The sequence below is a fragment of the Alteromonas sp. H02 genome (assembly GCF_059682525.1).
Window position 1 is genome coordinate 2,999,689 of the sequence record NZ_CM185021.1, and the last position, 24,721, is coordinate 3,024,409.

Annotated in this window: 17 protein-coding genes; 4 read left to right on the forward strand and 13 right to left on the reverse strand. The window is 49.6% G+C overall.

Annotated features, from left to right (window positions below; genetic code table 11):
* Positions 1-47: 47 nt before the first annotated feature.
* The 3 genes from AC566Q_RS13875 to AC566Q_RS13885 all read right to left on the reverse strand — a co-directional run bounded on the left by AC566Q_RS13875 (position 48) and on the right by AC566Q_RS13885 (position 4,519).
* Positions 48-1,715 (reverse strand): alanine/glycine:cation symporter family protein, encoded by a 1,668-nt coding sequence (locus tag AC566Q_RS13875; RefSeq protein WP_499607160.1) that lies wholly within the window; start codon positions 1,713-1,715, stop codon positions 48-50.
* Between the two features lie 34 nt (positions 1,716-1,749).
* Positions 1,750-2,880 (reverse strand): M14 family metallopeptidase, encoded by a 1,131-nt coding sequence (locus tag AC566Q_RS13880; RefSeq protein ID WP_499607163.1) that lies wholly within the window; start codon positions 2,878-2,880, stop codon positions 1,750-1,752.
* 193 nt (positions 2,881-3,073) lie between these two features.
* Positions 3,074-4,519 (reverse strand): glyceraldehyde-3-phosphate dehydrogenase, encoded by a 1,446-nt coding sequence (locus AC566Q_RS13885; protein WP_105936788.1) that lies wholly within the window; start codon positions 4,517-4,519, stop codon positions 3,074-3,076.
* Between the two features lie 205 nt (positions 4,520-4,724).
* Between AC566Q_RS13885 and AC566Q_RS13890 the strand changes: the two genes are divergently transcribed.
* Positions 4,725-5,537, forward strand: coding sequence for a DUF2989 domain-containing protein (locus tag AC566Q_RS13890; protein WP_499607166.1), 813 nt, complete (start codon positions 4,725-4,727; stop codon positions 5,535-5,537).
* Between the two features lie 135 nt (positions 5,538-5,672).
* Here AC566Q_RS13890 and msrB read toward each other — a convergent pair whose 3' ends face one another.
* The 5 genes from msrB to malQ form a co-directional block, all read right to left on the reverse strand.
* The gene (msrB, locus tag AC566Q_RS13895) at positions 5,673-6,053 is read right to left on the reverse strand and encodes a peptide-methionine (R)-S-oxide reductase MsrB (protein WP_499607168.1); all 381 of its coding nucleotides are present in this window, start codon (positions 6,051-6,053) and stop codon (positions 5,673-5,675) included.
* Between the two features lie 30 nt (positions 6,054-6,083).
* Positions 6,084-7,625, reverse strand: a complete 1,542-nt coding sequence (gnd, locus tag AC566Q_RS13900; protein ID WP_499607171.1) for an NADP-dependent phosphogluconate dehydrogenase — start codon at positions 7,623-7,625, stop codon at positions 6,084-6,086.
* A gap of 182 nt (positions 7,626-7,807) precedes the next feature.
* Complete coding sequence (gene glgX, locus AC566Q_RS13905) at positions 7,808-9,889, reverse strand: glycogen debranching protein GlgX (protein WP_499607173.1); 2,082 nt, start codon at positions 9,887-9,889, stop codon at positions 7,808-7,810.
* A gap of 2 nt (positions 9,890-9,891) precedes the next feature.
* The gene (glgB, locus tag AC566Q_RS13910; RefSeq protein WP_499607176.1) at positions 9,892-12,078 is read right to left on the reverse strand and encodes a 1,4-alpha-glucan branching protein GlgB; all 2,187 of its coding nucleotides are present in this window, start codon (positions 12,076-12,078) and stop codon (positions 9,892-9,894) included.
* A gap of 67 nt (positions 12,079-12,145) precedes the next feature.
* Positions 12,146-14,341, reverse strand: coding sequence for a 4-alpha-glucanotransferase (gene malQ / locus AC566Q_RS13915; protein ID WP_499607179.1), 2,196 nt, complete (start codon positions 14,339-14,341; stop codon positions 12,146-12,148).
* Between the two features lie 232 nt (positions 14,342-14,573).
* Here malQ and gap point away from each other — a divergent pair, with 232 nt between their 5' ends.
* Together gap and AC566Q_RS13925 are read left to right on the forward strand one after the other, a co-directional pair.
* Positions 14,574-15,569, forward strand: a complete 996-nt coding sequence (gap, locus tag AC566Q_RS13920; protein ID WP_105936781.1) for a type I glyceraldehyde-3-phosphate dehydrogenase — start codon at positions 14,574-14,576, stop codon at positions 15,567-15,569.
* 263 nt (positions 15,570-15,832) lie between these two features.
* The gene (locus AC566Q_RS13925; RefSeq protein ID WP_105936780.1) at positions 15,833-16,678 is read left to right on the forward strand and encodes a D-hexose-6-phosphate mutarotase; all 846 of its coding nucleotides are present in this window, start codon (positions 15,833-15,835) and stop codon (positions 16,676-16,678) included.
* A 768-nt stretch (positions 16,679-17,446) separates the two neighbouring features.
* On the opposite strand, the gene AC566Q_RS13930 is transcribed toward AC566Q_RS13925, so the two are convergent.
* From AC566Q_RS13930 to zwf, 5 genes are read right to left on the reverse strand one after another with little or no spacing between them, the layout of a single operon-like run.
* Entirely contained in the window at positions 17,447-18,088 is a 642-nt protein-coding gene (locus tag AC566Q_RS13930; RefSeq protein WP_105933951.1) for a bifunctional 4-hydroxy-2-oxoglutarate aldolase/2-dehydro-3-deoxy-phosphogluconate aldolase, read from the reverse strand.
* A gap of 4 nt (positions 18,089-18,092) precedes the next feature.
* Positions 18,093-19,043, reverse strand: a complete 951-nt coding sequence (locus AC566Q_RS13935; protein ID WP_499607182.1) for a glucokinase — start codon at positions 19,041-19,043, stop codon at positions 18,093-18,095.
* Positions 19,040-20,869: a phosphogluconate dehydratase gene (gene edd / locus AC566Q_RS13940; protein ID WP_499607184.1), complete on the reverse strand. Its 1,830-nt coding sequence runs from the start codon at positions 20,867-20,869 to the stop codon at positions 19,040-19,042. Before edd ends, AC566Q_RS13935 begins: the two co-directional genes overlap by 4 nt.
* A gap of 9 nt (positions 20,870-20,878) precedes the next feature.
* A complete protein-coding gene (pgl, locus tag AC566Q_RS13945) occupies positions 20,879-21,571 on the reverse strand; it encodes a 6-phosphogluconolactonase (protein ID WP_499607187.1) in 693 nt (230 codons plus the stop codon).
* 2 nt (positions 21,572-21,573) lie between these two features.
* A complete protein-coding gene (zwf, locus tag AC566Q_RS13950) occupies positions 21,574-23,067 on the reverse strand; it encodes a glucose-6-phosphate dehydrogenase (protein WP_499607190.1) in 1,494 nt (497 codons plus the stop codon).
* A 543-nt stretch (positions 23,068-23,610) separates the two neighbouring features.
* On the opposite strand from zwf, the gene AC566Q_RS13955 reads away from it, so the two are divergent.
* A complete protein-coding gene (locus tag AC566Q_RS13955; protein WP_105933956.1) occupies positions 23,611-24,468 on the forward strand; it encodes a MurR/RpiR family transcriptional regulator in 858 nt (285 codons plus the stop codon).
* Positions 24,469-24,721 lie beyond the last annotated feature (253 nt).

Here is a 24,721-nt window from a genome sequence, read left to right on the forward strand (position 1 = left end):
TGCCGGCGTCAGTGTTTTTACTGACAGAATCCGGCTCTGGTTTACTTTTACTTTTCGTTCTCTTTTACACGCTGCCAATATTCATCGACAGTCGCTTTCATCTCTTTACTCAGTAATACAATACCGAACAGGTTAGGCAGGGTCATTACCACAATAGCCACCGCAGAGAGTGCCCATACCAGGGTTGTATCAGAGAATGACGCCCAAACAAACCCGGCCACATAAATTACCCGATACGGCATGATTGAACGTGGGCCTAATAAATAGGTCATGGCACGGTCACCGTAGTAAGACCAGGCAATGGCGGTTGAGAAGGCAAACAACAACAAGCCAATAGACACAATGTACTGACCAAAGTCACCAAACCAGCCACGGGTAAAGGCAATGGTCGTCAGTGAGGCTGAGTGAACCAGAGATTTACCCTGAATAATCAGGTTTTCTTTGAGCGGCTTACCGTTTTCAATCTGCAGGGTACCAGAGAAAGGATCCTCGCTGCCCACCAGGTATTGTACGTCTTCGGCAACTGAACGAGCGTTAATCAGCGTGAAACCACCGGTTACGGCAGAACCATTAACCACCGTAATGGCACCGGTATAACTTTCGACTTCGTTGCCATCAACACTGTTTAAGAAACCGTAGAGTTGCGATTTGTCGGCTTCTTCTGTGTCGGTGTACTCACCCGCCACAAACACCATATCAGAGCGATCAAACACGTTTTCATGTTTTTCTTTCCATACGCCAGATGACAAAATCACCAGGCCGGTAATGGTACAAATGATAATGGTATCGATAAACGGCTCAAGCAGTGACACCATCCCTTCCGACGCCGGCTCTTTGGTTTTAGCCGCCGCGTGAGCGATAGGCGCTGAACCCTGACCGGCTTCGTTAGAGAATAAGCCCCGGTTAACCCCGCGGTTAAACGCATAAGCCAGTGACGCACCCAGGAAGCCCCCTGCTGCCGCTGAACCGGTAAAGGCATCGCTGATCACTGCGGCAAAAGATGGCGCCACATTTTCAATGTTAGCGAAAATTACCGCCAGCGCACCAATCAGGTACACCACCGCCATAAAGGGCACAACCCGGGCAGTAAACGCCGCAATACGCTGGATGCCGCCAAGAATAACCAGTGCCAGTAAAATACCCAGTACGCTACCTACGATCCAGGGCTCAAAACCAAAGGTGGTTTCGATACTGGTGGCAATACCGTTGCTTTGTGGCAGGTTACCGGTACCAAATGATGAAATAACCGTTGCAATGGCAAACGCAACCGCCAGCCATTTCATGTTCAGACCACGGTCCATGAAATACATGGGGCCACCAGCCATGGTGCCATCTTCGGTTTTGACCCGGTATTTGTGTGACAGCGTGACCTCAACAAACTTGGTTGTCATACCTAAAAATGCCGTTGCCCACATCCAGAACAACGCCGCCGGACCTCCGAGGAAAATCGCAAACGCCACACCACTGATATTACCGGTACCTACGGTGCCGGATAACGCGGTCGTAAGCGCCCGAAAGTGCGTGGTATCGCCCGGGTCGTCGTTGTGATCGTACTTGCCGGTAACCACTTTCCACGCATGTTTAAAAAAACGAATTTGCGGAAATTTAAGATAAATCGTAAAAAACAGACCTACGCCTAACAGTACAAAGGGAAACCAGTCGGCTCCCCCGAGCATCCCGTCAAGCGACGTTAAAAAATTAAACAAGCCTTCCAAACCAGTTTCCCCTTGTTGTTAATGTTTATTGTTGTTATGTCCTTAAACTGCCAACCACATTGTATGCGGCTACCAGGATATCTTCACCAAACTGCTGGCAACGTTGCACAGACCAGCCGAATAATGGATCAGGTAAATTATTATTATCTTTAAAAGGCATTTCTATCGTATAAGCCAGACACTCAAAGGCCTGACCCACTGCATTCGATGCAATAGTCAGGTCGGCTTGTCCGGGTTCGTCTTTGGCATAGCCAAACTCATCCTGAAACTCAGGCGTGGCCATCAGCAAGGCGTCCTTAAACTGATTTTCCAACGCTTTAAGTTTATCGTTGTAAGCCGGGATCCCTTCGCTGCCTGCCACAAAGTTATACGGCAAAGCTTCATCGCCATGCAGGTCCAGATACATGTCGACACCTACTTCATGCATCGCATTCAACACATAGTAAACTTCCGGACTGCGCTCAGGCGTAGGTGTTTTCCATTCGCGGTTTAGGTTTGCGCCCACCGCGTTAGTGCGCAGATGGCCGCGGGCACTGCCATCAGGATTCATATTAGGCACGATATAGAATACCGCTTTTTCCAGTAGTGCCCGGCTCAGTCCATCCTGCTCATCCAGTAAGCGGGCGATAATGCCTTCGGCACACCACTGGGCCATACTTTCACCCGGATGTTGGCGCGCGGTTATCCATATGTTGCGCTTATCTTCGCCCGGTTCACCAATTACCAGCATGGACATATCGCGGCCGTCGAGGGTATCACCGAGGTATTTAAGCTCACATAATGGCGAACATTGCGCATCGGCTAACAGGTCGAGATGGCGCTCGTAGCTGTATGGAATAAAATAAGCAAAATAAACCTGCGGCTGCTCCAGCGCAATGCTGAAAGTCAGGATATCGCCATTAAACTCGCTGTCGACCCGAAACCAGGTCTGACGGTCATAGGAGGCCAGCACATTGTAGCCTTCCCACCCTTTTGGATAAGCTGAAGAAGCCAGGTCGCTGATGTGCAGGGTATGCAGTCGGTTAACTTCACCGGTCAGGCGAAAATGGAACCACTGATAAAAATCGGATTGATTGTCTTTATTGATAGCGAGCATGATGTCATCAGGTTGCTCGGCACGGATTACGCGGATGTTACCGCTGTCAAATAGGCTGGAAATCTGCATCTGTCGTTATAGTTATCTGTTTTATTTTAGGTGTGCCAATGGCTTTAATTTAACACAGTCGAGTTTAACAATACTATGCACTTAAACGGTGAAAAGCGGATTTTTGTGGATTCTGGCCAACTATTAGCCAGTTAGGTGCGGATAAAAAAACGGCACCAGTAAAGGTGCCGTTTAAAGCTTGTACAATTGCGGTTTAGACTGGCAGTGTCGGCACGGTGATACCGGCCATATCCATCGCCACACGCATTACCTGGCAGCTGTAACCAAACTCATTGTCATACCAAACATACAGGGTTAAGCGATTATCCGCGACAATAGTCGCCTGGGAATCGATCACTGACGCTGCACGGGTGCCAACCATGTCGGTAGAAACCACCTCCGTAGAGGCCGTGTAATCAATCTGATGCTGCAAAGACGAAAACAATGCCGTATCGCGAAGGAATTCATTCACTGCCACTTTGTCGGTGGTTTTATCCAGATTCAGGTTCAGAATGGCCATCGATACGTTTGGTGTAGGTACCCGAATCGCATTACCGGTAAGTTTGCCGGCCAGTTTTGGATACGCCTTGGCAACAGCCTTAGCCGCACCGGTTTCGGTGATAACCATGTTCAGCGGTGCACTACGGCCGCGGCGCTCGCCTTTATGATAGTTATCAATCAGGTTCTGGTCATTGGTATAGGAGTGCACCGTTTCTACGTGACCGTTAACAATACCGTACTCTTCATCCAGCGCTTTAAGGACTGGCGTAATAGCATTGGTGGTACAACTTGCTGCCGACACGATAGTGTCAGACTCAGTAATGTCGCTGTTATTCACGCCGTATACAATATTTTTAATATCCCCTTTACCAGGCGCAGTCAGCAGGGCTTTTGAGGTACCTTTGGCTTTAAGGTGCAGGCCCAGACCATCGCGGTCACGCCAGATACCAGTGTTATCAATAACCAGCGCATTGTTAATGCCATACGCTGTGTAATCGATTTCGTCAGGGCTGTTGGCGTAAATCACCTGGATATACGAGCCGTTGGCTTTCAGGGCATTACGCTCGTGGTCGATGGTAATGCTGCCGTTAAACGGCCCATGAACCGAGTCACGACGTAGCAGGCTGGCACGTTTTTCCAGATCGCCGTCACGACCGCCACGCACTACAATTGCGCGCAGGCGCAGTTTATTATTTTGTCCCTGGCGCTCAATCATTAAGCGGGCCAGTAACCGACCTATACGGCCGAAACCATACAGCACAACGTCCTGAGGTTCATGATCATCTGATTTATCGACCACGTCTGCTAACTTATCCTTCAGATATGCGTTCAGGTCGGTTTTGTCGACGGCACTGCCATAATGAAAATCGAAAGCCAGTTTACCAATGTCTATCTGGGCCGGTGCCAGTTGCATGGAGTTGATGGCTTCTAAAATAGGATAGCTCTCGCGCAGGCGTAATTTAATGCCTTCGTGCAGACGGACTTTACGATGAGCTTTGATTACATCAATCGCACTGGCGTTTAACAGTGTGCGACCGTACACAGAGATTTCGATAGACTTGTTACGGTATAATTTACCGATGATCGGTAACATCATTTCTGCGTATTCCTGGCGCTCCTGCCAGCTGGATTGCAATTCTTGCTCAAAGGGTTGGTTCATACTAGTGCCTTCATCAAATAAATCATGTATAAAATTGACGATGTGTACAGGAATATGTGGTTGTACGTCAGAACACTCTCACCGCTTATTCCCGTCGGCAGGTATTCTAAATAATCAAAGAGGTAACTCCAAATTGTTGAAAAGTTTCAGAAAATCGATAAAAACAATAAAGCAGAGGGATTTATTAAGTAATTTTTCCACACTTTTGAGAGGTGTTGTTTATCTTACTTCTGCACTGTTTATCAGCGCTTGTGGTGATTTATTTGCGCCAAGCATTAAAACTATTTGTGAGGATTACCCACATTTTTGTGCCGATTTAAATACCGATGGCTGGTGCCGGGCAGAGCGCTCAGAAATAATTCGTCACCGCTTTAACTTCAAAGATGATGACAGTGACCGGCCTAAGTATGCGTTATTGGTCAACTACGAAAACTACGAGTCCTGCATAGCCAAAGCATCGCAAATCGAATACATCAAATACCGCGATAAGGAATTTGCCCGTAAAGAAGCCACGGTTTCCATTAACAAAGCATTAAAGCAACTGCAATGGCAAACCAAGAACTCACCGGACCCTTATATCTCCTATTATCAATGGTCTAGATTTGGCTATGAGGATGCGAGGGGGCGGTTTGTGGCGGCGGCTAAGCAAGGTGTATTCAGTGAGCCGAAGTATTATATCGATCTGGCAAGTATTCTGATTGCTGACGATCCACTGGCAGCCCGCGATGCCCTGTTTATGGCGCTGAGTCAGTATGGCAACGTAGAGCAGGAAATTGACGGTCATATCACCAGTATGCTGATGACGCTGTCGATGGACATTGAGAATTACCGTATGGCGTATGTCTGGACCAAAGTAACCAATCATTTTGCCGACAGTATCGATAACAGCCAGCTGGTGGCATTAAGTAGCCAGTACAGCCTGCCGGTAGACATTCTCGACCGGCTCGCCGACGATATTACCGGTGCTATCGAGTCGCGGGAATTTGACGCCCATGCGCTAAAAATTGATCGTCTGTGACAGCAAATTTGAAATTTAATTACAGAAAAAAACTTAAATTTTTTTCAAATAATGGTTATTGCGCCACGAAATAACGAGGAATATTTTCAGGAGGCAGACTTAAAGGACTGCTGCCTCCTGAGAAGAAAGATCAGACTACTCAGGATTGAAATCCAGACTCACAGAATTCACGCAATACCGCTGGCCGGTAGGCGCCGGCCCATCACTGAATACATGCCCTAAGTGAGCATCACAGTTTTTGCAGTAAATTTCGGTACGGCGCATGCCATGACTTTCGTCAAAACGATAACCGACGTTGTCGTCTTTACTTTGCGAGAAAAACGACGGCCAGCCACAGCCCGACTCAAACTTACTAGTATCGTCGAACAGCTTTACGCCACAGCATTTACACACATAGCTGCCGCTGCGTGACTCATACAATAAGGTACCGGAGAATGGCCGCTCAGTGCCGGCAAGGCGGGTCACCCGGTATTCCTCTTCGGTGAGTTTATCGCGCCATTGATCGTTGTCAGCCATGCTTATCTCCTCGTACTTGCAAAACTGCTACTAGATAAGCTGCAGCGGACGGGATGGATCACTCCACTCAATATGGTATTTCTCTGCCGCCGGTTTATCAGTACGCGAGAAAGTGTGAGCGCCAAAGAAATCCCGCTGGCCCTGTAACAGGTTGGCCGGTAACACCGCGGTACGGTAAGAATCGTAGTAACTTAGCGCCGACATCATTGCCGGGCAGGCAACGCCCTGCACTGCGCTAAGGGCAACAGTAGCGCGCCAGTCGGCCTGGTAAGTGGCGATTTGTTCTGCAAAGAACGGATCCACCAGCAAGTTAGGCAGATTGATATCGCGGTCGAAAGCGTTTGAAATTGACTGCAGGAATACCGCGCGAATAATACAACCCGCACGCCAGATTTTGGCAATCTCAGCAAAGTGCAGCGTCCAGCCCTGCTCCTGTGCCGCCGCGTTCATAAGCTGGAAGCCCTGCGCGTAAGCACAGATTTTTGAGCAATACAGCGCATGTTCCAGCTGATTGATGACTGCTTCGCGCTGAGCTTCGCTAACCTCTGCCACCTCAGGGCCGGCCAGCACCTTAGCCGCCTCAACCCGTTCGGCTTTAAGCGCAGACAGGCTGCGGGCGAATACCGCCTGAGCGATAGTTTGCGCCGGGCTGCCGGTTTGTAGCGCGCTTACGGCCGTCCACAGACCGGTACCTTTCATTCCCGCTTTGTCGAGGATCACATCCACCAGCGGCTGCTGTGTTTCCGGATCCTGCTGGTCGAGCACTTCCGCACTGATTTCAATTAAGTAGGAGTCCAGCGGCCCCTGATTCCAGCGACGGAAAACAGCGGCAATTTCACCAGGCGTCATGCCCAGCGCCACACGCATGATCTGATAAGCTTCACAGATTAGCTGCATGTCGGCATATTCAATACCGTTGTGGACCATTTTAACGTAATGGCCGGCGCCATTGGGACCAATGTAAGCAGCACAGGGTTCGCCATGTTTAACCGGCTCTCCCGGCGTGGCTGTCTCAATGGGCTTGCCGGTTTCCGGGTCAACCTTGGCGGCAATAGCACGTAACATCGGACCAACGCGCTCCCAGGCTTTTTCTGAGCCGGAAGGCATTAATGAAGGGCCAAAACGGGCGCCTACCTCACCACCGGAAACGGCAGTGGTAAAGAACAGGAACTTATCAGCAAAGCGTTGTTCTCGTTCTACCGAATCACTCCACAAACTGTTGCCGGTATCAATGATCACATCTTCGCTTTCAATACCCGCGGCAATAAGTTGTTCACACACCATATCCACCGGCTTACCGGCTGGAATAGAAAGTAAAATAACGGCCGGTGAAACCAATGAACTACGCAGCGCTTCAAGGGTATGCACTGGTACGATCCGGGTAGAATCTGCACCATTTTCGTTGCGGTCCTGAGCAACAATGGCATCAATTCGTTTAGCGTCTAAATCAAAACACGCTACCTGATAACCATGATCAGCCAGGTTGAGGGCCAGGTTTTTACCCATAACACCTAAACCAATGACACCAATATCACATGAATTATTCGGCTGAGAACTGCCACTATTTTGCATCAAAAAACCCTCTACACTTCGATGGGTGGGAATAATACCATCGACTTACAGAATGAAAAGCACAACCCGCCGATTATCGCTATTTAATAGCAATCCACAGATGGCTGACAGCCAGTTTAAACAGATACGATGAGTATACCAGTGTTTGGCAACCAACCCCGAATTTCGCGCAGGCCTTTTAGCTAACGAGGAAAGTCGGTATACCTGAACAAAGCAAAGGAATGCGCTGCCTGTAAAAACAGGTGCTGGATACGCAGGCCGGGTTGCTTGGCCGGGTGGCTGTAACGGGTATCCAATACCAGCGACCAACCGCCATTAGGCGATTTTAACGGCGTATTAAATTTAATATCCCGATCGCAGGCGTTAAAACACAGCAGCCAGTGTTCACATTTGTCGCCGGCTTCCTGATGACCAATGATTTCCAGTGCAAACGCTTTATTGCCGCCAGCCTGCCAGTCGTCATCCGCTTTGCCTGAACCATCAGGCTTATACCAGTTAACTTCAGAGACGTTGGAATGCAGCTGATAAGCGTCGTCCGGCAGATACATACGACTCAATAGTTCAGACTGCTGGCGAATGGCAATAACCTGCTGGCAATAGGCCAGAAAATCCTGCCGGTACTTATCCAGTTCCCAGTCATACCAACTGATTTCATTGTCCTGGCAATAAGCATTGTTATTGCCCTGCTGGGTGCGACTCAGCTCATCACCGCCAAGAATATGCGGCGTGCCCTGAGAAAACAGTAAGGTGGCAAACATATTACGTTTTTGCTGTGCGCGCATGGCCAGAATAGCTTTGTCCTGCGTTTCGCCTTCCACGCCATAATTGGCCGACAGGTTATGGCCATGACCATCGCGGTTTTCTTCGCCATTGGCTTCATTATGTCGTTCGGCATAGCTCACCAGATCGTGCAACGTAAACCCATCGTGGTAGGTCACGTTATTTACCGAGGTATTGATAGAGCGATAACCTTTATGAAAGACATCCCTTGAGCCCATCAGGCGCGTAGCAAAGTCAGCGGTAGTACCTTTATCGCCGCGCCAGAACGCTCTGACACAGTCGCGGAATTTATCGTTACATTCCAGCCAGCGGGCACCAAAAGTACCCAGCTGATAACCACCGGGACCGATATCCCAGGGCTCAGCAACCAATACCGCAGACTTTAACACCGGATCCTGATGGATAGCGCGAAGCAAGCCGGCAAATACTGAGAATTGCTGTGGGTCGCGTCCCAGACAGGCGGCCAGATCAAAACGGAAACCATCAACACCAATGTCGCTTACCCAATAACGCAACGCATCCATGATAAGGGTAGTCATGATAGGGTGAGCAGAGTACACGGTGTTACCACAACCAGAGTGGTTGCTGTATACCAGTCCGCCTTTCGCGGTTTGCTCCATCAGATAAGCCTGATGCGGGAACATGCCCCTGAAGCACAATACCGGGCCATCTTTACCGCCCTCAGCCGTATGGTTGTATACCACATCAACGATGACTTCGAGCCCGGCCTTATGATATTCATCGACCATGGTTTTACACTCATTTAGCGGATCGCTGTGAGCGTAGCGTGGCTCGGGAGCAAAATAATTGACCGGATTGTAGCCCCAGTAGTTAGTCAGTCCTTTCTCGGTAATGTACGGCTCAGGCATGAATGACGCTAACGGCATAAACTGCACCGAGGTAACTCCCAACGACTTCAGGTGATTGAGCACCACCGGATGGCTGGCGCCAAGATATTTACCCTGCTGCTCAGCCGGAACATCCGGATGGCGCTGCGTGAGCCCTTTGACATGGGCTTCATAGAGTATACGGCGATGCTTCTCAATAACCGGCTTGGGTGGGCGCGCTGCTGACTCCGGCACTGCGACCACCACTCCTTTTGCCACCATAAACTGGCTGTCACCCTGGTACTGGCGGGCATTCCAGTGCATGGGCCGGCTTAGCTGGGGGGCATAGGGGTCGATAAGCAATTTATCGGTGGGCGAATAGTGCAAGCTCTCGCTGCCGCGATCTACGCGGTAACCATATAACATGCCCTCGCCCACACCTTTAATGCGGGCGTGCCATACATCACCGGATTTCGCCGGCATCACAATTTCATCCAGGGTTTCTTCGGTGTCGGCATGAAACAGGCACAGGATAACCGCTCTTGCGTCCGTGCAGGTCACCGCAAAATTACACCCCTCTTCCGTTAGCGTAGCGCCTAATGGAAAAGGACTGCCTAAATCAACTTCCCTGGAGGTAAAATTCCGTGCGCCGCTCAAGGTCACTCCTTGTTAAATACAATAAATAATGTGGCCAGTGGGGGTAAATTCACATTAATTGAATAAGGTTGATGATTCCATGGCACCGGCTCGGCCTCACACTGCTGTGGTGTTGCAGCGCCACTCCCCCAATATACGCTATCATCGGTGTTTAATACCAGTTGGTATTCGCCCGGTTGTTGCACGCCAAGGCGGAAGTTTTCCCGCGGTGTTGGGGTCATGTTACTGATCACATAAACCTGCTGTGTGCCATTTAAGCTATGACGTACAAAAGAAAACACGCTTTGTTCATGGTTATGCAGGTCAATCCAGTCAAATCCGGCTGGCTCGTGATCTCTTTGGTGTAGCGCTGGCAAAGCTTTGTACAGATGATTTAAATCACGGTACAGACGCTGTATGCCCTGGTGCTTATCAAAATCCAGCAGACGCCAGTCGACCGATGCATCGTGATTCCATTCACTGCTCTGGCCAATCTCGTTGCCCATAAAATTAAGTTTTTTGCCCGGATGGCCAAACATAAATGCCGCGTAACAACGGTGGTTGGCCGCCTGTTGCCATTCGTCACCAGGCATTTTACCAATCAGACTGCCTTTACCGTGGACCACTTCATCATGGGAAATCGGTAACACAAAATTCTCGTCAAAGGCATACACCATGCTGAAGGTCATTTCAGAGTGGTGGTAAGTGCGGTAGGCGGGGTCCTTGCTGATATAATGCAGTGAGTCATGCATCCAGCCCATGTTCCATTTAAAACCAAAGCCCAGCCCGCCATCAAAGACCGGTCGTGAAACTTTTGGAAAGCTGGTGGACTCTTCGGCAATGGTCATCGCATGGGGGAAATGCCGATACACTTCTTCGTTCATCCATTTCAGCAGGCTGATCGCCTCGAGGTTTTCATTACCGCCATGAACATTGGGGATCCATTCGCCGTCTTCCCGCGAATAATCGAGATACAACATACTGGCTACCGCGTCGACACGCAAACCATCAACGTGGAAGTGCTCGAGCCAGTACAGGGCGTTAGCAACCAGAAACTGTCTTACCGTATCCTTGCCAAAGTCATAGATACAGGAGTTCCAGTCGGGATGCCAGCCGCGGCGCGGATCGGCATACTCATACACATGACTACCGTCAAAGCGGGCCAGGCCATGGCCATCTTCCGGGAAGTGTGCCGGTACCCAATCGATAATAACGCCAATATCGTTCTGGTGGCAGGTATCAACAAAAAACTTAAAGTCGTCAGGCGAACCAAAGCGACTGGTGGGAGCAAATAAGCCTACCGGCTGATAGCCCCAGGAGCCGTCGAACGGAAACTCTGAAACCGGCAGCAGCTCAATGTGGGTGTAGCCCATTTCGGTAACATAGGCGACCAGTTCTTCGGCCAGTTCGCGATAGCTGAGATAGCGCTGTTCGGGGTTACCCGGTCGCTTCCATGAGCCCAGATGAACCTCGTAAACGCTCATGGGAGTCTGGTATTTATTCTGCTTCGCGGCTTTTTCGAGCCACTTTGCATCATGCCATTCATAGCGCTCGTGGTCGTATATCAGCGACGCATGAGAAGGATATTGCTCGGCATAAAAACCCAGCGGATCGGCTTTGTGCGGTAGCTGATGGCCATTGGCATCCTTAACCTGATACTTATACCGCGTTCCTTCTGCAAGTCCCGGCACAACCAGTACCCAGTAACCCATATCGGTTTTTTGCATGGGATGGCACCGTCCGTCCCAACCGTTAAAGTCGCCAATCACCGATACCGCGGACGCATTCGGTGCAAACACCGCAAATCTTATGGCCTCGGCGTTGAATCCGTCACGCTCCAGGGTAATACGCTGCGCCCCTGCCTGGCGGTACAGGTTTTGCGGCTTATGATCAATAAAATGCACCGCATGATAGGCTTCGGCCTGAAACTGATACGGATCGGCGACCAGCGATTCACCGTCATCGGTCGTCACCTTTAACTGATAGGCTGACGTGCTGCTAAGCCCCTCAATGACGCCATTAAACAGTCCGTCACCGTTAACAGATGTCAGTGACCCGAGTGGTTCAGCCGATACTGCGTCGACCACCTCAACCGCCTGCGCGCCAGGTTGCCAGTACTGCACAAAGGTATTCGTGCCATTAAATTGCGGGCCTAACACGGCGAACGGGTGCTGGCACTGTGCCTGAGCTAACTGTCCTTCAAATTGCATTCCTCACTCCTACTTCATCTGCGGCGTTGCGATTAATTTACTGCCTGTCCTGCTAGCGGCCGGTGTTTTACCGACTGGCTTCCTGACGGCCCGCGTCAATACCGGCGGCAAGCGACTGAATATCCTCATCAGCGAAAATACTTTCCAGATTGCGTGAAAGCTTACGTCGCCAGTTTGGATACTCCATAAACGTGCCCGGAATATTGACCGGTTTATCCATTTGCAGCCAGTCTTCGAGCTGCAGGCTCAGTAACGCACTGCTGCCATAAGCCATATGCGTCTGCAAGGCGAAGTTGAGTTCACGGCTCATACCCGTGACATTCACATCTCTGCCCACTTCGTCCCCTGCCCGACCATGGCCGTGCAGCGAATTAAGAATTTCCTGCTTATCTTCGTGACGGGAAGCATACAAGGTTTGTAGCACATCGTCGTCGGTATACAAGCCTAATTGCTTACCCAACTCTAAATCCAGGCAATGCCAGTAGCCTATCAGGGTTGGCATATCATGGGTGGTCAGAGTCGACATACTTTGCTGCGGATAGTGCGCCGGTGAATAAAAACCACCGTCTTCGGCTTTTTCAAAAAAGAACACCCGGTAGGAGTACACGCCGTTATCCGCCAGTACCTGACGAATTTCTTCTGGTACGGTACCAAGGTCTTCGCCTATTACCATTGCCTGATTACGATGACTTTCCAGCGCCAGAATGCCGAGTAAATCTTCCAGTGGGTAATACACATATCCACCTTCTTTAGCATGATCGCCCTGACATACCCACCACAGGCGTAATAGCCCCATAGCGTGGTCAATTCGCAGCGCGCCGGACGATTGCATATTGCTGGTAAACAAATCAATGATTGGCTGATACGCCTGTTGGTAGAGGATCTCGGGATCCATTGGTGGCAGGCCCCAGTTCTGACCGAGCGGGCCAAGGATATCCGGCGGCGCGCCGACACTGGCAGCGGTACAGTAAAGGTCTTTATTGCCCCAGATTTCCGCACTGCCTTCGCTCACTCCCACCGCTAAGTCGCGATAAATGCCCACAGGCATTCCCGCTGCAATAGCGGCCTGATTGGCTTTTTCGAGCTGTTCTGCGGCCTGCCATTGCAGGAACATGTAAAACTGCACGCGCTTTTTGTGTTTTTTGGCAAACTTTGCTACCGCTTCGTTGTGGAAATCGCGCCAGTTTTCCGGGAATACCGGCCAGCCCCAGGCATCCTTACCGTCATTTTGCAGATATTCCTGCATGGCATCGTAGGTGGCCTGCATCACAAGGCTTTCGCCACCGGCTTTTATGAACGCTTTAAACTCACGGTTTTGTTTGCTGTTTTTCTTCAGATAAGCGTTGTAATACTCATCAAAAAGGCTGTTGAGTGCAGCCATTTTAAGCTCGGTCACCAGACTGTAGTCGACATACTCCACGCTTCGGGCTGTTTCGAGGCGAGCCTGAAACTCCTCGGCGTTGACCACGGCCTGCACAGCAGCACTGTTATATTCCGGTAATGCCGTCACATCTATGTAAAGAAAATTCAGCCAGCGTCGCGACGACGGTCCGTACGGACTGCACGCTTCAGGGTTTGAAGGATACAGGGCATGAATAGGGTTCAGGCCAATAAACCCGGCGCCCTGCTTGCCTGCTTTAGTGACCAACTGGGCTAAATCAGAAAAATCACCAATGCCCCAGTTATTTTCGCTACGCAGGCAATACAGCTGAACACTCAACCCCCACAATTTTTTACCTGCCTTAATCGCCTCGGGCTGATAACAGGCAGCAGGAGCGACGATATAGCGCATGTCTGCGATTACGGTTTGTGCTTCACACAATGAGATACCGTGGTAGCCGCAGGGCAGTTCCTGTGGAAGTGCTATACTGTATTCATGAAATTCCAGGTCATCAACTACGCCAACATTGAGCAAAGTTTGATCAACTGGTATAACTATAAAGGTATGACTCTCACCTTCTTCGAGATCGATTTTAACGGTGTATTCCGTATTGACCGAAGCCAGTGGCAAGCGCAGGCGAATTTGTTTTTCGTCATCAGTACGCTGCACACAGACCGGATCGAGCAGCTGAGACCATACCGTAGCGATCTCCGTATCGAGCTGTTCAGCTATCACTGATTCGTTACTGATGTCATATCCGAGAGCCTGAAGAAGTTTCGCTTTACTGGTTTCGGAAATTGTCGCTGGGTTACCCCATGCATCAACGTATTGGGTTTCTACGCCCCGCATTTCGACAAGCTTTTGCAAAACCTGATTAGTCATAGTTGTTCCTGTGTGTGAGGTTCGCCTGATAAGCAAACCGGGTGGCATAGGCCATTTAACAATACTCTACATTATTGTTGAAGATGTTCAGACGTAAAATTGAATACGTTTGCATTGGCATTTCTGTAATTTTGCAACAAAATTAGCATAAAGTTTTGCCTTGGGTGTAGTTTTGATCCATACTTTACGTAATTATTTTTCAATCTATTAACTAACGATACAGAGGCATGTTATGACAATTCGCGTCGGGATCAATGGGTTTGGCCGCATCGGACGACTCGTGATGCGTGCTGCACAAAGCAGACAAGACATTGAAATAGTTGGTATTAATGATTTATTGGACCCAGATTACATTGCATACCTATTAAAGTACGATTCAACCCATGGCATCTTCGACGCTGACGTAAGCGTTGATAACGGCCATTTGATCGTTAACGGTAAAAAAATCCGTGTTACCTCAGAAAGAGATCCGGCCCAGTTAAACTGGTCTGAAGTGGATGCCGACGTAGTTGTCGAATCGACCGGTCTGTTCCTGACTAAAGAAACTGCCAGCAAGCACATCGAAGCAGGCGCTAAGAAAGTAGTCATGTCGGCACCTTCAAAAGATGACACACCGATGTTTGTTATGGGTGTAAACCACGACAGCTACGCTGGTGAAAGCATTGTATCTAACGCATCATGCACCACTAACTGTCTGGCACCAGTAGCCAAAGTACTAAACGATAAGTTTGGCATTGTAGACGGTCTGATGACCACCGTTCACGCAACAACTGCAACCCAGAAAACGGTTGACGGCCCGTCTCAGAAAGACTGGCGTGGTGGCCGTGGTGCCGGTCAGAATATCATTCCTTCATCAACTGGTGCAGCAAAAGCGGTAGGTAAAGTTATCCCTGCTCTTAATGGTAAGTTAACTGGCATGGCGTTCCGCGTACCTACGCCTAACGTATCTGTGGTTGACTTAACTGTAAACCTGGCCAAGCCAACCAGCTACGAAGCTATCTGTGAAGCCATGAAAGCCGCTTCTGAAGGCGAACTGAAAGGCGTTCTGGGTTATACCGAAGATGCCGTAGTATCTAACGACTTTGTTGGCGATGCACGCACCAGCGTATTTGATGCGACTGCAGGTATTGCCCTGACCGACACATTCGTAAAAGTTGTATCCTGGTACGACAACGAATGGGGTTATTCAAACAAGGTACTTGAACTGGTTGCACATATCAGCAAGTAATCCCTTCTGATGATAACGAAAAAGGTGCGATTTTTATCGCACCTTTTTTATTTATCAGGCAAGATAAGCATTGCCGGGCCACCTCAGGATTGTCGTTATCAACGCGTTGCGGTTTGCCTGACTTGCAGACGTATCTAATTCTGCTCATCACCCGTTACACAGCGCGGCCTGAAGTACGTTGAGGTGACACGGAAATCAACAACAATAAATGGCATTAAGTACCGACTTAACTGACCAAAAAACAGGGTCAAGGGATATCACGAATGAATGACCAAACTTATCAGATAGAAGAAAAAGACGGTAATCGCTTCGTTACCGTATCCAACGCATCAGCGAGTTGTCGCATCAGTCTGTTTGGCGGACACGTGCTGTCGTTTATTCCAAGTCATGACAACCGCGACCGCCTTTGGGTCAGCCCGGTAGCCGTTCTTAATGGTGAGCGCCCTATTCGCGGCGGTATTCCGCTTTGCTGGCCCTGGTTCAGCGATGCCCACGGCAAAGCGAAGGGCGAACTGCCCTCCCACGGTTTTCTGCGTACCCAAATGTGGGATATCAGTGAGTTTAACTGCGACGGCACCACCTCAGAAATGGTGCTGACACCGGCCATCACCAAAGGCCCGGGATTCAGTTATGAATGCGCGGTAAAATTACGCCTGAAGATTGCCAGCGAGCTAACCGTCAGCCTGGAAACCACCAGTCTGGAGGAACAACAGGCCTTTACACTAAATTGCGCCCTGCATACTTATTTCGATGTCAATAATATCGCCGACGTGGCGCTGGAAGGCCTGGCGGGTGAATATAAAGACAAGCTGGAAGACTGGGCAGTAAAACCGGCACCAACGCCGTATACTTTCAGTAGCGAAACCGATCGCATCCATCAGGAAGCCCCGAAAACATTAACTATCGTCGCCAATCAGTCGCCTTACATTACCATTGGCTCAGCGGGTCACGATAGTATTGTAGTGTGGAATCCGTGGCAATCCGCAGCCTCGATGAGTGACATGGACGCTTTCGGTTACAAACAAATGCTGTGTGTGGAAACCGCGGTGACTAATGGTATCACCCTTAATCCAGGCGACATTCATACGCTTACCCAGGTGATTGCTTAATCATCCCGGCGCCGACCAACATGATAAACAAGATCGAGTAGGAGGGAGTTTCGCAACTCCCGTCCTCTCACACCACCGGGCATACGGTTCCGTACCACGGCGGTTCCTGTCTGTATTGACCATAGTCAATACCTGAGTCTGTTTCGTTCATCGTGTCGCCGCTTTATCGTTTAGAACTCCGCAAACACCGCCCAGGTTTCCGACCCTTCTTGTATATTTGTCCCGGAGCAATGATTCTTCATTGCCTTGTGTCCCGATAACGCGAGAGCACGCGTGACTTGCCGCTCGTGACAGGTTCAGCCCTTCGTGCTATCGGTTTCATAGCACTACTACGGCGTCTGCTGACTTCTGATATTCCATCCCGACACCTCGCGATGTCAGTAGCTCTATAGCAGAATATCAGACCTCCCGGGGTAATTCGCGCGACCTTCCTGCTTATGCCTGTCGGCTCTACGTTGCTGCATTCCGTGCAAGTATTGGGCTTTAGTGATAATCGCCACCTCACCCTGCAACAACGCCTAAACCGCTTCCTGTTCGTCAGGCCAGCATTTTGCCTTCGGCTTCCTTCAGATTTCACCTCACGATGAACACCCTTGCCGTTCGGCTAGCACTTCCCCTTGCCGGGTGTGCAGAGGACTTCCACCTCCAAGTCATCAACTCACCACCACAGTGAGTCGAACAGTGCTAAAGCACTACGCGCCATGCCCGGCGCACCATTAAAAAAGGGTACGTCCAAAAACGTACCCTTTTTATATTCTCTGCAAAATATTACTTGCTGGCGTTAGCTACCGCTTCTTTAGCCAGATCGGTAATGCGGTCCCAGTCACCATTCTTGATAGCGTCGTCTGGTGCCAACCACGAACCACCTACGCAGCGTACGTTAGGTAACGCCAGGTACTCGTTGTAGTTATTCGGGCCGATACCGCCAGTAGGACAAAATACCGTTTCAGGGAACGGACCGCTGATAGATTTAATGGCTTTCACACCACCAGACGCTTCAGCCGGGAAAAACTTCAGGTAGGTATAACCTGCATCTTTCGCTTTCATCAGATCAGAGGTTGATGAAATACCCGGAATAAGTGGGATTTCAAAATCGTGACCCGCTTTTAACAGGTCATCAGTCATACCAGGACTGATTGCAAACTTAGCGCCTGCCTCAACAACCTGCTTTAACTGCTGAGCGTTAGTCACAGTGCCGGCGCCAATTAACGCATCAGGAACTTCATCTGCAATTCGCTTAATCACATCCAGCGCAGCCGGGGTACGTAAGGTCACTTCCAGTACTTTAATGCCACCTGCCATCAGAGCATGAGCCAGCGGCACCGCTTTTTCCACATCTTCAATAACCAGTACCGGCACTACCGGGCCTGCGGCAAAGATGTCTGCAGGTGAACTTTTCCAATTAGTCATAAAATCAACTCGCAATCTGTTGTTGTAAATACGCTGATGCGCCTAATAAACCATGGTCCGGTTCATTAATCAGGTATGTCGGAATATCTTTAACGTAATGTTTCATGCGTCCTTTGGCTTCAAAACGGGCTCTGAAATCGCTGTTAGTCAGAAACTCCGTGAAGCGGGTAGCGATTCCGCCACCAATGAATACGCCGCCGGTTGTGGCCAGATTCAGTGCCAGATTACCGGCGAAACTTCCCATGATCCGACAGAACTGGGTCAGTGCAGATAAACACACTTCGCACTGGCCATTTAATGCCTGTTCGGTCACCTGAGCCGGATCGGTAATTGCCGGCTCTACACCCTGATGCAAAGCCAGAGCACGATAGATATTGAGTAATCCACGACCAGACAACACGTCTTCGGCAGATACCCGGTCGAGTTCGTTTTGCAGATGACGCCACACCACGATGTCTGTTTCATCAACCGGCGCAAAATCCACATGACCACCTTCACCGTCGAGTGTTTTCCACCCTTCAGCAGTGTGCATCATGTGCTCAACGCCTAAGCCGGTGCCGGCACCAAAAACGGCAACGTTACCTTTATCAACCGATTGACCGGTGCCTATCTGGATAAGCTGTTCTGCGCTTAATACCGGCAGTGAATGAGCAACTGCGGTAAAGTCGTTAATTACAAACAAATCGTTAAGATTGAGCTGCTGCTTCAACGCACGCTGCGAAAAAGTCCAGCTGTGGTTAGTCATTGCTACTTCGTCACCGGTAACCGGACAGGCTATGGCGATACAGCCCGCACTGAAGGTTTCACCGGTATCAGAAAAATACTGTTTCAGAGCAACATCAATGCTGGCAAAGTCATTACACAGATACTTCTTAATATTGCTCAGGCCGCTTTCGGTTATGGTGGCAACACGAATGTTCGTGCCGCCTACATCTGCGACAAACCAGGCGCTCATACATTTTGCTCCTGCGTGTAAAACAGCGTACAGGCACCTTCTTCTGCGCCGGAGATCACACCGCGCATACCGCCAAATAATTCGCGGCCCATGCCTTCATGCTGCATGGTCAGGTCGGCAACCGCTGCAGTACGTTGCGCCAGTGTTGCTTCGTCAACGTGCAGAGTTAATGAACCGGTTTTGGTATCCAGCTCAATAATGTCGCCACTTTCCACTTTTGCCAGCAAGCCGCCTAAGAATGCTTCCGGGGTAACATGGATAGCGGCCGGTACTTTACCGGATGCGCCAGACATGCGGCCATCGGTAACCAGCGCTACGTTGTAACCACGGTCCTGCAGCACACCCAAAGGTGGCGTTAAACGGTGCAGTTCCGGCATACCAATCGCAGCAGGCCCCTGGAAACGAACAACCACAATACAGTCTTTATCCAGTTCACCTGATTTAAACGCAGCGTCGAGCTGATACTGATCTTCAAATACCACAGCGGGAGCTTTAAGTGTGCAATGCGGGTTACGCAAAGCAGAGGTCTTGATCACTGCCCGGCCCAGATTACCTGACAGCACATTCAGGCCACCGTCTGGCTTGAAGGGTTCTTCAACACTGGCAAAAACTTCTGTGTCGTGAGATTTAACCGGACCGTCACGCCAGGTAACTTCGCCGTCTTCCAGGGCGGGTTCCTTGGTGTACAGATCCAGTCCGTCACCGACGATGGTTTTGACATCGTTATGGATAAGCCCGGCATCGAGTAATTGTTTGAACAACAGCGCCATGCCGCCAGCTGCCACAAAATGGTTGATGTCAGCTGAACCATTCGGGTAGATACGGGTTAACAGTGGTACCGCATTCGAAAGCTCTGAGAAGTCATCCCAGGTAACGATAATGCCGGCAGCACGTGCTACAGCAATTAGGTGCATGGTGTGGTTTGTTGAACCACCAGTAGCCAGCAAGGCTACAATACCGTTTACGATCGCTTTTTCGTCAACGATATGGCCGATTGGCGTGTAGTTGTCACCCAGTGCAGTCAGACGTGTAACCTGACGAGAAGCCGCTTTGGTTAACGCATCACGTAATTCTGTGCCCGGATTAACAAAAGACGAACCTGGTAAATGCAGACCCATCATTTCAACCACTAACTGGTTACTGTTTGCCGTACCATAAAACGTACAGGTACCAGCTGAGTGATAAGACTGAGATTCTGCTTCAAGTAGTTTATCGCGGCCAACCTTGCCTTCAGCAAAAGCCTGACGAACCCGGGCTTTTTCTTTATTTGGCAAGCCACTTGGCATCGGACCGGCTGGTACAAATACCGTTGGCAGGTGACCAAAGCTCAGCGATCCTATCAGTAATCCCGGGACGATCTTGTCACAGATACCGAGCATCATGGCGCCGTCGAACATGTTATGAGACAGAGCAACTGCCGCCGACTGAGCAATGACATCACGGCTCATCAGGCTCAGTTCCATGCCCGGGTTACCCTGAGTAACACCATCACACATGGCTGGCACACCGCCGGCAAACTGAGCCACACTACCCACTTCCTTCACCGCGTCCTTGATAATTTGCGGATAGGTTTCGTAAGGCTGGTGAGCTGACAGCATATCGTTGTATGACGAGACAACCGCAATGTTGGCTTTCGTCATGCTGCGCAGATCTGATTTATCACTGCTGCTACAGGCGGCAAATCCGTGCGCTAAGTTACCGCAAGACAACACGCCTCGGTGTGGACCCTGTCCACGGGCGCGCTCGATTTTTGCCAGATAGGCCTGACGGCTGGCTTTACTGCGCTCAATAATGCGCTGCGTAACTTCGTTTACCTGTGTATTCATTACTGACTCCTACGGTGCCCATTTCAAGGTCACTTGTGCTGCGTTAATCACAGCAACAATTGGCTTTTCAGTGGCCGTGGCATTGGCAACTGCGTCTTCAAGTACCTGACGTTTCTTATCACCGGTCAGGTGTAGATAGATATTTCGGCTGGCGACAATCGCCGGCAGCGTCAGCGACATCCGCTGATGCTGGGCCGTGGTCGGCTGCGTAGCAATGCATACACGGCCGCTGTTCATGGCCAGACCATCTTCGAGTTGTTCACAGCACGGGAACAATGAAGCGGTATGACCGTCTTCGCCCATACCCAGGATCAGCACATCAAATGGCTGTGACATGGCCGATAAACGGCTTTCGCAAGCTAACGCTGCATCGGTGGCATCAGCCTCGGCTGATTTTATTTCGATAAAGCGCGCCGCGCTGGCTTTGCCAACCAGCAGGTTTTCTTTCACCAGGCGGGTATTACTCGCGTCACTGCTTTCTTCTACCCATCGCTCGTCAACCAGTGAAACATCCACACTGGCCCAGTCGATATCGGTTTCGCTTAATGTTTTAAACAAAGGTAACGGTGTACGACCACCGCTGACCATCAGACTTGCCCGACCGCGCTGAGCAATGCCCTCGGCAAGCTTTTCAGCAATCTCCGCGGCAAACTCTTCGTTCAGCGCCTCAGCACTTTCATATAATGATTGTGTTAATGGCATAATTACTTTTTCTTCGTGATTTTGCTTTCGTACCAGCTGCGGTCTTCACGCGCCAGCAATCCAATCGAAGCCACCGGGCCCCAGGTACCTGCCTGATAAGGCTCTGGCGGTTCGTTACTGGTGCGCCATGCTGCCAGTATTGAGTCGACCCAGGTCCACGCCTGTTCAATTTCGTCACGGCGCACGAACAGCGCCTGGTTACCAAGCATCACTTCGAGTAACAGCTTCTCGTAGGCGTCCGGGATACGGTCGTCGGAGAACTCTTCAGAGAAACTCAGGTTCAATTTGGATTTTTGCAGATCCATAGAGCCTGATCTGGTCAGCCCCGGCACCTTGTTCATTACGGTGATTTCGACACCTTCATCAGGCTGCAGACGAATTACCAGCTTGTTAGGTGGTAGTGCACTGAAGCTTTCGGTAAACAGATTGTGCGGCTGGCGTTTAAAGTAAATAACAACCTCTGATACCTTGGTAGGCAGACGCTTACCGGTTCTCAGATAAAACGGCACACCGGCCCAGCGCCAGTTGTCGATTTCAGCTTTAATTGCTACGAAAGTCTCGGTTTTACTGACCGTATTAGCGTCATCTTCCTCAAGATAACCCGGCACTTCCTTACCTTTAACAAAACCAGCGGTGTACTGACCACGTACGGTCACGTCATTAACGTTACTGGCATTGATTGGGCGCAGCGCTTTCAGTACTTTTAGCTTTTCGTCTCGAATGCTGTCGGCGTTTAGGTTCGCTGGCGGCTCCATGGCAACCAGCGACAAAATTTGCAACAGGTGGTTTTGCACCATGTCACGCATCTGGCCGGCATCGTCGAAGTAACCCCAGCGGCCTTCAATGCCCACTGACTCCGCTACTGAAATCTGCACATGGTCGATGCAGTTATGGTCCCAGTTAGTGGTGAAGATAGAGTTAGCGAAACGCAGTGCAATCAGGTTAAGTACCGTTTCTTTACCCAGGTAATGGTCGATACGGTAAATCTGGCTCTCGTTGAAGTATTCAGCCACCTGTTCGTTGATAACTTTCGATGATTTCAAATCGTGACCGATTGGTTTTTCAAGCACCAGGCGCACACTTGAATCAATAATATTACAGCCGTGTAAACCGCGGCAGATGTCACCATATATAGCTGGCGGAGTCGCCAGATAACAAACCATGGTGCGATCCGGATTAACATGGGGCTCCAGCGCTGCGTAGCTGGCGATATCTTTCATATCGATTTGCGCATACGCCAGTCTTTCTTTAAATTTGCTCCAGGTATCTTCGCAAACCGTTTCACCGGCAAACTCAGCCAGCGCATTCTTTACTTCTTCAACGTAATCTTCAGAGGTCAGCTCCTGACGAGCCACACCTACGATAGTTGTATCCGGATGCAACAACCCTGCTTTTTCGAGTTGGTATAAAGACGGCAATAACTTGCGTCGAGAAAGGTCACCTTTGGTACCAAACAACACAAAATCGCAGGCTTCAAAAGAACTATCCATCACCATGAATTTGGCCTTATTTCAATTTATACAGTGGGCTGCTGTGATACAGCATGCCATCGTGGTAATTTGTTGCCATATAGTTAACAACAAATGTAGTAAAATTACAACTTTTGTTTCGCATTTGAATTAACAAAAAACTTTCTTCGCAGATTCGCACCTCAACCCATGCTTGGTGCGGACTTAATCGTGTAAGTTTAGCCTAAATACGACCAAAGTAGTAATCAATAAAAAGGGCCGGAAACCGCCTTTTTACCCGGCCAGTGACCTCACACCCCGACACCATTGTTTGTTAGCTGCATCAGTCTCTTTTGCTCTATATATACAGCAAGTAAGCCAATTTACTTTGCCATTGGTCATACAATATTAATTTTAAGACGTTCACTAAAAACCGCCATTTTTTGAATTTGATCATCCTGAAGTTTAATTTCGAGATGAAATACCGCAAATCATGTTAATAAATTACATTTTTCTTGTACGATCTTTCATATTCAGTAGTATAGCGCTTGGGAGAACACACTTTTCACACTCAGTGTTATTGAAAATAATATGAATATTTTAGAAAAAATCACACAGCACAAATCTGCGTTCAGTAAATCGGAGCGAAAGGTGGCAGAAGTGATACTGGCGAATCCTCAATCGGCGATCCATTCCAGTATAGCAACTCTGGCAAAAATGTCAGATGTCAGCGAGCCAACGGTTAACCGTTTTTGTCGTCGTCTTGATACCAAAGGCTTTCCGGATTTTAAACTGCACCTCGCGCAGAGCCTGGCCAACGGTACGCCTTATGTTAACCGGCATGTAGACGAAAACGACGGCCCGGACGAATATACCAATAAGATATTCGAGTCGACCATGGCGTCGCTGGAAGTGGCCCGTCAGTCTGTTTGTGTAAACACCGTCAACCGCGTGGTAGACCTGTTAACCCAGGCACAGCGTATTTCGTTTTTTGGCCTGGGTGCCTCAGCATCTGTAGCTCATGATGCATTGAACAAGTTTTTCCGTTTTAATGTACCAGTGGTGTATTTCGAAGATATTCTGATGCAGCGCATGAGCTGTATGAACTGTAACTCAGGCGACGTCGTCATGTTGTTTTCACACACCGGCCGCACCAAAAGCCTGGTAGAAATCGCCCAGATTGCTAAAACGAACGATGCAACAGTGGTTGGCATTACATCGGCTGACAGCCCATTGGCTAATGAATGTACCTATGTATTATCGCTGGAAGTCCCGGAAGATACCGACATGTATATGCCCATGGCCTCAAGGATTGCCCAGTTAACCCTGATAGATGTACTTGCCACCGGGTTTACACTGCGTCGTGGCAATAAGTTCCGTGAAAATCTTAAGCGCGTAAAAGATACGTTGCGTGGCTCCCGCTACGAAAAACGCGGCAACGAAGCCTAATTCTCTCTGAGTGGGCGGATTTTTCTGCCCGCTTTTTACATCGAGTAAAAATTTTTTTAGATATCAGTCACCACCTTCCAATCCCCTCACCCACACGCTCACTCAGGGGTTAGCGGTTCATTTGTGTTACTTTTTATTGCCATCGCTGTTCAGACCATCATAAAGAATCTTTAATCAACCATTCACAATTTGGTCAAATTCGTCTACTATTTTGTAATTAAATTACGAAATAGATTTTCAGCTATACTTAATC

Bases quoted from the DNA above. Each gene is read 5' to 3' on its own strand.
- AC566Q_RS13880 (WP_499607163.1), bottom strand. From the start codon at position 2,880: ATGCAGATTTCCAGCCTATTTGACAGCGGTAACATCCGCGTAATCCGT.
- AC566Q_RS13885 (WP_105936788.1), bottom strand. From the start codon at position 4,519: ATGAACCAACCCTTTGAGCAAGAATTGCAATCCAGCTGGCAGGAGCGC.
- msrB (WP_499607168.1), bottom strand. From the start codon at position 6,053: ATGGCTGACAACGATCAATGGCGCGATAAACTCACCGAAGAGGAATAC.
- gnd (WP_499607171.1), bottom strand. From the start codon at position 7,625: ATGCAAAATAGTGGCAGTTCTCAGCCGAATAATTCATGTGATATTGGT.
- glgB (WP_499607176.1), bottom strand. From the start codon at position 12,078: ATGCAATTTGAAGGACAGTTAGCTCAGGCACAGTGCCAGCACCCGTTC.
- malQ (WP_499607179.1), bottom strand. From the start codon at position 14,341: ATGACTAATCAGGTTTTGCAAAAGCTTGTCGAAATGCGGGGCGTAGAA.
- gap (WP_105936781.1), top strand. From the start codon at position 14,574: ATGACAATTCGCGTCGGGATCAATGGGTTTGGCCGCATCGGACGACTC.
- AC566Q_RS13925 (WP_105936780.1), top strand. From the start codon at position 15,833: ATGAATGACCAAACTTATCAGATAGAAGAAAAAGACGGTAATCGCTTC.
- AC566Q_RS13930 (WP_105933951.1), bottom strand. From the start codon at position 18,088: ATGACTAATTGGAAAAGTTCACCTGCAGACATCTTTGCCGCAGGCCCG.
- AC566Q_RS13935 (WP_499607182.1), bottom strand. From the start codon at position 19,043: ATGAGCGCCTGGTTTGTCGCAGATGTAGGCGGCACGAACATTCGTGTT.
- edd (WP_499607184.1), bottom strand. From the start codon at position 20,869: ATGAATACACAGGTAAACGAAGTTACGCAGCGCATTATTGAGCGCAGT.
- pgl (WP_499607187.1), bottom strand. From the start codon at position 21,571: ATGCCATTAACACAATCATTATATGAAAGTGCTGAGGCGCTGAACGAA.
- zwf (WP_499607190.1), bottom strand. From the start codon at position 23,067: ATGGTGATGGATAGTTCTTTTGAAGCCTGCGATTTTGTGTTGTTTGGT.
- AC566Q_RS13955 (WP_105933956.1), top strand. From the start codon at position 23,611: ATGAATATTTTAGAAAAAATCACACAGCACAAATCTGCGTTCAGTAAA.